The following is an 8,084-nucleotide window of genomic DNA, read 5'->3' as shown; positions in this document are numbered from 1 at the left end:
ACCCAGTGACTATTGGGTTCTCATATAGTTTAAAAATACATGAATTCAAAAGTAAGGCGAAAATATTTGGAGTTCCACTTGTTCATATTAATACTGGAGGAAGATACCAAAATCGAGTTGCTAAAGGTGTAATCGCAATTGGTGATGTTGCTTTGGGATTAGTAAGTATTGGTGGAATAAGTGTAGGATTGATAAGTGTCGGTGGTATAAGTGTTGGTGCACTTGCTTTAGGTGGAATCGCATTAGGTGGAGTCGCAATTGGAAGCATGAATGCATAACTAGCACATATAGTAGCAACCATTAGAATTAAACTTGTATCTATATTGGCAAAACATGGTGTAGTGCCGCGTTGATTACAACACTACAGCAACAAAATTATAAAGTGGTGGTTATGAAGCCAATTGCCTCGGGATGTGAAGTCACAGCAAATGGTTTGCGTAATGAAGATGCGTTATTATTACAATCAACTTGTGATTTAGATTTGCCTTATAATTGGGTTAATCCCTACCAGTTCAAACCCCCTATTGCACCCCATTTAGCAGCAAAACAAGCTAATGTTCAAATTAAGCTAGATAAAATCATCCAAATCCATCAACAATTACAAAAACAAGCCGATATTATCATTGTGGAAGGGGTCGGCGGCTGGCGTGTACCGATTGATAATAAGCATAGTTTGGTGGATTTAGTCAAAGCTTTGCAGGCTCAAGTCATTTTAGTGGTGGGATTACGTTTAGGTTGTATAAACCATGCTCTGTTAACGGCTGAAGTGATTCAACAAGATGGTTGTGAGCTAAAAGGCTGGATCGCCAATACGCTAACAGCAGATTATGAGGTGGCAACAACACTAGAAACATTACAGTCTCGTATTCATGCTCCATTACTGGGTGTTATGCCATTTCAGTCCACATTAGATTTAAGCAATATCAGCGATTGTTTTAATTTTTGCTCGCCGTAGAAGAATAAGTGCCTAATGATAATGATGGCTGTGAGGGTGGATTAATTGGTGGCGGAAACAAAAACTGTCCCAACATATACAGGAGAAAAACCACTGCCAACATAAAAATAACCACATCTCGTAGAGAAGTAGGTGCTTCAATACGCAAGTACTCACTCCACGAGCCTATCATATCAGTAAAGCGTCGACGGCTTTCACCTGATACTTTAAATTTGGGCGGAGTCGCTGTTGATTGCGCGATTTGAGGTTTAGGCACAGGTTTGAGTGGTTCAGCTTCAGGTTGTTTAGGTAACAAGCTAAGATCATAAGCTTGACGTTTTTCAGGGTCGTTTAAAACACGGAAAGCCTCATTAATTTCATTGGCTTTTGCTTGAGCTGCTGCCTTGATTTCTGATGGGTCTGTGTTGGGGCTAATGCCTAATATCTGGTAATAATTTTTCATTTTTCTTAAACCGAAATACTTTCAAGGTACTAATATGCAACAACGTCGCCGTATTCACTTAGATTCCGTATTTTTTTTCCTTGTAATGACGCACTAACATAAAGTGTATTTGATGATAGGCAGAACTTATATTTCAGAATAACTTAGAGCCCTTGCCTGTTTCAACCCTTGTGGGTAAAAAATAAACCATCATTACACTCGACTAATTGCTATATTTTATCATCAATTAAAGCACTTTTTGGTACAACAAATCCCAAACACCATGCCCTAAACGTTGTCCACGTCGTTCAAACTTGGTTAATGGTCTTTCTTCAAACCGAGAAGCAAATTCACCTAACCCTGTTATATTTTCTAAACCTTGATAAACCTCTAAAACGGCTAACATCTGCTGCGCATAATCTTCCCAATCCGTGGCCAAACGCATCAGGCCTTCAGATTTAATTTTAGGGGTAATCAGGTCTAAAAATTCAGTTTGAACCAAACGACGTTTATTATGACGTTTTTTATGCCAAGGATCAGGAAAGAAAATATAAACACAATCCAAGCTATTCGGTGCAATATGATGGGTTAATACTTGTACTGCATCTGCATTTAATAAACGGATATTAGTCAAACCATATTGTTCAATTTGTGATAAGACTTGACCAATGCCAGCTAAATACACTTCAATACCAACATAATCACGCTCTGGGTGCATTTTTGCCATTGAAACTAAGGCATCGCCTGCACCAAAGCCAATTTCTAAATGTTTTTCAGCCACTCGCCCAAAAAGAGTATCTAAGTCAAGTAAGGTATCTGGTTCACAGGTCAGCACATAGGCATCTGATAAGTCGGCCAAAGCCTGTTGTTGTGATCTAGTAATACGTCCATTACGACGCACAAAACTGCGGATTTCACGTTGTTTCAAACAATTTTCCATATTTAATCCACGACAATAACAATGCCTTGGCCTTCCTCCACGCTATGCGGTTTCCAAAGTTTAATTAAGCGACCGCTATCATCATCAAAAGGCACGATATGGTGCGCATCCAGCAATTTTTCAATCCGTCCACGCATCCATAATTGTTTTAGATGGCGTATGTCTTCATTTCCTTGTAGACGCAACACGCCAACATGGCCTTGTAGGGCAATATTCATGGTACGTCTGAGTCTCTCTCCTAAGGAATCTAAACTACGCAAGTCAGAGGACTGCAACAGCCCATCTAACATAATATGGTCAAGAATAATGCAATGATTGAGGGGGTCTCCCTGCACGCCAAATCCAATGAATATGCGTTTAAAAAACATACTCATTAATTGATGTAGCCGCTTTCCGTGGGTTAAATGCCACAACAATACACTGTAATCCTCATCAGAGCTGACAACCAGTGTCAATTCTTTTTTTAACATATTGACGTGTAAAGTCATTGCAGGCAATTTTAGGAGTGAGAGCTTTGCATAAGAAAATCTATGCGGATCCGAGCAGAATTCATTAAGAATATGAATGCTGGTATGAATGCTGGTTTGTAACCGCTGATTTGCTCCTGATATATTTGCCAACACCTTAGGTTGTTTCACTCCTTGAGTATTAAGAGGTTGCATACCACATCCTCCTCTAATAAATAGCAGTAGTTTAAGATGTGGTATAAGTTAATTGAAAATTCAAGCAAATATCATGAATGATTTGTTGTGATTATTTAAAATAAATCCGCTTTTTTAATTTCAACTATTTCTTGAGGTTAAGCTTAGGAATGAAAATATTATAGTTGATAAATATTACAATATCTTATATTTCACTCCTCAATTTAAGATTAACTAAAAAAAGTACCGTCAATAGGAGATGAAGCACTGGCGTAACGTTTACGCGGCATCCGACCTGCTAAAAACGCTTCTCGACCTGCTTCAATGGCTTTTCTCATTGCAGAAGCCATTAATATAGGATTTTTTGCTGCGGCAATCGCGGTATTCATTAAGACACCATCACAACCCAATTCCATTGCAATCGCTGCATCTGAAGCAGTGCCCACACCCGCATCGACTAAAATCGGCACGTTGGCATTTTCAATAATCTCGATGATATTATAAGGATTACGCACCCCCAAGCCTGAACCAATCGGTGCGGCCAATGGCATCACAGAAACACAACCTATTTCCTCTAACTGTTTGGCAATTAAAGGATCATCAGAAGTATAAACCATCACATCAAACCCATCTTTAACCAAAATTTCAGCCGCTTCTAAAGTCTGTGTCACGTTGGGATACAAGGTTTTTTGATCGCCTAATACTTCCAATTTTACTAATTTGTGCCCATCCAATAATTCACGGGCTAAACGGCAGGTGCGCACGGCATCTTCTACGTTATAACAACCTGCGGTATTGGGTAAAATCGTGTATTTATCAGGGGAAATCACATCCAATAAATTGGGTTCATCAGGATTTTGACCAATGTTAGTGCGACGAATCGCAACTGTAACAATTTCTGCACCACTGGCTGCAATCGCTTGCCCAGTTTCCTCTAAGTCTTTGTATTTTCCTGTGCCGACGAGTAAACGTGAGTTATAAATTTTATCGGCAATCTTTAATGGGCTATCTGCTGTTTGTGTTGACATAAGGCTTTCTTGTTATTTTGGCTAATAAAGTGATTTATTGTAGACCCTGAAGAAATTAAGGCGCAACCATATTTATGAAAAACCATGCACAAAAAATGTCAAAAAGGCGTTATAGTAAGATAATGCGCAGAATATTTAAATTTATTGGATCGTTTTATGTCAGACATTAGCCAACAGCTCCAAACCGCAATTGAAACTGCTTATCATGAACAAACTGTATTGCACATTGTAGGCAGTGATAGCAAACACTTTTACGGAAGACAAATTGAGGGACAAAAACTGGATGTCAGCCAACATACAGGGATTATTTCTTATGAACCAACCGAATTAGTGATAACGGCACGTGCAGGAACACCTGTTATAGAAATCCAACAAGCTTTGGCTGAAAAAGGCCAACAATTGGCTTTTGAGCCGCCTTTATTTTCAGAAACTGCAACACTGGGCGGTACAATCGCCTGTGGCTTTTCTGGTGCGTCAAGACCATATGTTGGTGCTGCAAGGGATTTTGTATTAGGGGTAAAATGTATCAATGGCGAAGGGAAATTGCTCAACTTTGGCGGCCAAGTAATGAAAAATGTGGCGGGTTATGACGTATCAAGATTGATGGTGGGTGCATTGGGCACATTAGGGGTTTTGCTGGAAGTCTCTTGCAAAGTGCTACCGCTTCCTGAAGAAACCAGCACTGTAATGATTCCAGCCGATTTAAACAGCGCATTAGACATCATGTTGCACTGGAACAATCAAGCGATCCCGTTAACCGCAAGCTGTTTTGATGGGGACAATGTGTATTTAAGGCTATCAGGTACAGCGATCCAAAATTCCGTGGCGCAAACAAGTGCACAAGTTTATGAACAAGGCGAACAGTTTTGGCAAAATTTACGTGAGCAACGTTTAAGCTTTTTTCAACAAGATAAGCCTTTATGGCGAATTTCTGTACCTATGAATACACCTGATTTGGAATTGGAAGGCGATTGCTTTTTTGAATGGAGTGGTGCACTACGCTGGTTAAGTTCTGATTTAGATGCAGAAACGATTAGAATGAAAGTCTTAAAAATGGGTGGTCATGCTATTTTATTCCGTGGTGGTGATCGACAAAGTGAAATATTTCAACCGCTTGAACCTGCATTGTTGGCATTGCAAAAACGCTTAAAACAACAGTTTGACCCAAAAATGATTTTAAATCAGGGGAAAATGTTTGCGGAAATTTAAATACATCCATTTTATAAAAATGCTTTTATTACTAGTAGCTTACAATAAAATCGCATTTTAAAAAGCTATTGGGTTTTTATCATTTTTGACTGGAAGTAGTAGCTAAAATACGGAAGTCATATTTTTATAAAATACGGTATGCTGACTAAAACAATACCAACGACAAGTAACATTGCCACACTAGATACAAAATATGGAAAGACAAAAAGTGCTAAGCCAGTACATAAAGGAACGATCGCTTTTTGCTTTTTTCCATATATAAAATAGCCAATACCTATTCCATTGAATAGGACACTCCAAGCCATTACTGATAAACTATCCATTTAGAAAACACCTGTTTGATTTAGATTGACACATAACCCATGCCTTTGGCACATCCGCTATATTCGCTGGATACTGCTCACTCTAAACGAGTTAAAAAATACCCCATTCTATTCTCTACTAATTCCCTTTCTCCTATATATCAGGTTTACAACCATAAAACCCAGATAAGAATAATAATCATATTGCTCAAATGGCTCTGAATTTTTTATCAAAGCCCAACATCTTTAAGGACAGTTCTTAATCATCGAATAAAATATAGAGTATCACCAAAAAAGAAGCATAAGAGTCAAAAAATGCGGCTATCGTTATTATTCCGCTTAAAAAAACAGAAAGGATGTAAGAGATTTTGATAAGATACTACATAAAGACCATAAACTTGTAGAATATTTATTTCAAAAACTGATAGACGCTTTGCGTCCCATTATTAATGCTGTGCAACTCATTATTTTATTTGGTTTTATTCGTTATTTGTTGGCAATAATTGAGAACGCGCCCTAAATACGCACAAAAACATCCTGTTTATCATTTTTACTATTTTAAAAGCCCCATTTTTGAGTAAAATCCATGAAAAAATACGATAATGGCCTTGTTATCTTAGATTCCCACATAAATAATCAATCATTAATACCTGAAATCTCTATTGCAGAAATGACTCAACTCATTGAAGCAGGGCATATTGTTGTTTTAGAAAAAGTATTTGATGAGGAAAAACTATTAACTGTACGTCAGGCAGTGTCTGATTGGGCGGATAACGAACCCGAATTCCCCATTACAAAAAGTGCCAGCATTCCTGATTTAAATTATCATCGAAAAGACTGTGTATCAGATTCTAAATACATAAAACGCTTATTGCATCAATATGGTTTTGCTGACTTAGATTGTTTAGATAATGAATTAAAGCAACAACTTGATAGTGTTATACAACCATTATTAAGCTTACAAAATCAATTGGCCAATACCAAATATGATTTATCAATGCCCAACTGCCGTTTTAAATTTTACAAACATTGTAGCGGTGGTGGTTATTTTCAAAAACATACTCATCCTTATATTCCACAAAAAGTAGTCTTTTTCTTAAGTTTATCTCGTTTTGGACAAGATTTTAATCAAGGTCATGTGATGTTTGATACCCCTTTTGGCTCATTGGAAGTTGATGAATTATTTGAAATAGGTAATGTGATTTACTTCAAATATGATTTACCGCATGGTGTTGCAGCTATAGATCAACAATCAACATTAGATTGGTCATCAGATAAAGGTCTATGGGTGATGTCAGCCGAATTAATTACTAATTACGGACAATCCAAAGTCATTGCTTAGTGTCTTCTTTGTCTAGTCAAAAAATAAATTTACATATTCCTGATATGCCATCCACCCGCGAACTTATTCCGTGGTTGGAGCAAATCGAGGCGAATCGCTGGTATGCCAATTTTGGCAAGCTTAACCATGCGTTTGAATCAAAGTTAAATCAGCAATTTGATAAACACTCTCATGTTGTCACAACTGCAAATGCGACTTTGGGTTTAGAGTTGGCTTTAATAGCTTTGAATTTACCAAAAAATGCACAGATTTTGATTCCAAGTTTTACATTTGTTGCTACTGCAACCGCTGTTTTACGGGCGGGATTACGTCCGCTTTTTGCTGATATAAATGTTAATACGTGGTCACTCACACCTGCATTAACTTACGATGCAATACAAAAAAATAATGTTGCGGCAATTTTACCTGTGTCTGCTTTTGGCTATCCACAAGCTGTTGATCAATGGGATATTTTTACACAAAAAACAGGAATTCCAGTCCTCATTGATGCGGCAGGAGCGTATGGAAATCAAGCCATTGGCAAAACAACATCGATTGTATTTAGCCTTCATGCAACAAAAACTTTGGGAATTGGTGAAGGTGGTTTAGTTGTGAGTAATGATACTGCATTAATTCAAAAAATACGTCAACTGACAAATTTTGGGATAAATGACTGTAAATCTGAATTTATTGGTACAAATGCCAAGTTGAGTGAATATCATGCTGCGGTAGGTTTAGCGGCTTTAGAGCGTTGGTCGCATACTCAGCAACATCGGCAACGATTGGTTCAAACTTATCAATATCATTTAGATCGTTTAGATTTACCTATTGTTTATCAAACTCAGAATCTCAACAAAATCATTTGGTCAGCCTTTGTTTTACGCTTTCCAACTTCGGAAGATGTCATAGAACTGGGCCAATTTCTACAGCAGCGAAATATAACCACACGACGTTGGTATTATCCTCCATTGTTTGAACATGTTGCATTTCAAAACATAGCACATGCAGGTGAATTATTGACGACTCGCAAAATTTCTCCACAGTTATTAGGTTTGCCTTTTCATCATTTTTTAACTGAAGAAGATATTGAGTCTGTGTGCAAAAGTTTACAGGCTTATTTCAAATGAAACTGGCGGTTATGCAACCTTATTTTCTGCCGTATATTGGTTATTTTCAGCTTATTTATGCTGTTGATAAATTTATTATTTTAGACGATGTGAATTATATTAAAAAAGGTTGGATTAATCGAAATCGAATGCTATTAGAT

The 8,084-nt window shown here is 37.5% G+C and carries 11 protein-coding genes; 6 read left to right on the top strand and 5 right to left on the bottom strand.

Annotated elements, in window-relative coordinates; all coding sequences use genetic code 11:
• Positions 1 to 278 (top strand): hypothetical protein (locus tag ABXH34_RS16310; protein ID WP_502710422.1); only part of this gene is annotated, 278 nt, incomplete at its 5' end.
• Between the two features lie 38 nt (positions 279 to 316).
• A complete protein-coding gene (gene bioD, locus ABXH34_RS16305; RefSeq protein WP_353572948.1) occupies positions 317 to 955 on the top strand; it encodes a dethiobiotin synthase in 639 nt (212 codons plus the stop codon).
• Here bioD and ABXH34_RS16300 read toward each other — a convergent pair.
• The 4 genes from ABXH34_RS16300 to ABXH34_RS16285 all read right to left on the bottom strand — a co-directional run bounded on the left by ABXH34_RS16300 (position 936) and on the right by ABXH34_RS16285 (position 3,985).
• On the bottom strand, positions 936 to 1,397 hold the full coding sequence (locus ABXH34_RS16300) for a J domain-containing protein (protein ID WP_353572946.1): 462 nt from the start codon (positions 1,395 to 1,397) through the stop codon (positions 936 to 938). The genes bioD and ABXH34_RS16300 overlap by 20 nt on opposite strands.
• A 226-nt stretch (positions 1,398 to 1,623) precedes the next feature.
• Positions 1,624 to 2,316: a tRNA (guanosine(46)-N7)-methyltransferase TrmB gene (gene trmB / locus ABXH34_RS16295; protein WP_353572945.1), complete on the bottom strand. Its 693-nt coding sequence runs from the start codon at positions 2,314 to 2,316 to the stop codon at positions 1,624 to 1,626.
• Between the two features lie 2 nt (positions 2,317 to 2,318).
• Complete coding sequence (locus tag ABXH34_RS16290) at positions 2,319 to 2,978, bottom strand: hypothetical protein (protein ID WP_353572944.1); 660 nt, start codon at positions 2,976 to 2,978, stop codon at positions 2,319 to 2,321.
• Between the two features lie 209 nt (positions 2,979 to 3,187).
• Positions 3,188 to 3,985: a thiazole synthase gene (locus ABXH34_RS16285; RefSeq protein WP_353572943.1), complete on the bottom strand. Its 798-nt coding sequence runs from the start codon at positions 3,983 to 3,985 to the stop codon at positions 3,188 to 3,190.
• A gap of 156 nt (positions 3,986 to 4,141) precedes the next feature.
• On the opposite strand from ABXH34_RS16285, the gene glcE reads away from it, so the two are divergent.
• Positions 4,142 to 5,194 (top strand): glycolate oxidase subunit GlcE, encoded by a 1,053-nt coding sequence (gene glcE / locus ABXH34_RS16280; protein WP_353572942.1) that lies wholly within the window; start codon positions 4,142 to 4,144, stop codon positions 5,192 to 5,194.
• 116 nt (positions 5,195 to 5,310) lie between these two features.
• Here the strand turns inward: glcE and ABXH34_RS16275 are convergent, their stop codons facing one another.
• The gene (locus tag ABXH34_RS16275) at positions 5,311 to 5,517 is read right to left on the bottom strand and encodes a hypothetical protein (RefSeq protein WP_353572941.1); all 207 of its coding nucleotides are present in this window, start codon (positions 5,515 to 5,517) and stop codon (positions 5,311 to 5,313) included.
• A 565-nt stretch (positions 5,518 to 6,082) separates the two neighbouring features.
• Here ABXH34_RS16275 and ABXH34_RS16270 point away from each other — a divergent pair.
• The 3 genes from ABXH34_RS16270 to ABXH34_RS16260 form a co-directional block, all read left to right on the top strand.
• Positions 6,083 to 6,838, top strand: a complete 756-nt coding sequence (locus tag ABXH34_RS16270) for a hypothetical protein (RefSeq protein WP_353572940.1) — start codon at positions 6,083 to 6,085, stop codon at positions 6,836 to 6,838.
• A gap of 8 nt (positions 6,839 to 6,846) precedes the next feature.
• Positions 6,847 to 7,944 carry a DegT/DnrJ/EryC1/StrS family aminotransferase gene (locus tag ABXH34_RS16265; RefSeq protein ID WP_353572939.1) on the top strand — a complete coding sequence of 366 codons (1,098 nt, stop codon included), beginning with the start codon at positions 6,847 to 6,849 and terminating at the stop codon, positions 7,942 to 7,944.
• A partial coding sequence (locus ABXH34_RS16260) for a WbqC family protein (RefSeq protein WP_353572947.1) occupies positions 7,941 to 8,084 on the top strand: 144 nt, incomplete at its 3' end. The genes ABXH34_RS16265 and ABXH34_RS16260, both read left to right, overlap by 4 nt.

Origin of the sequence: Candidatus Albibeggiatoa sp. nov. BB20 (assembly GCA_016744725.1) — a bacterium.
Taxonomy (GTDB): domain Bacteria; phylum Pseudomonadota; class Gammaproteobacteria; order Beggiatoales; family Beggiatoaceae; genus Albibeggiatoa.
Note: the sequence above shows the minus strand (reverse complement) of the source record. Positions and strands in the feature narration are given on the sequence as shown.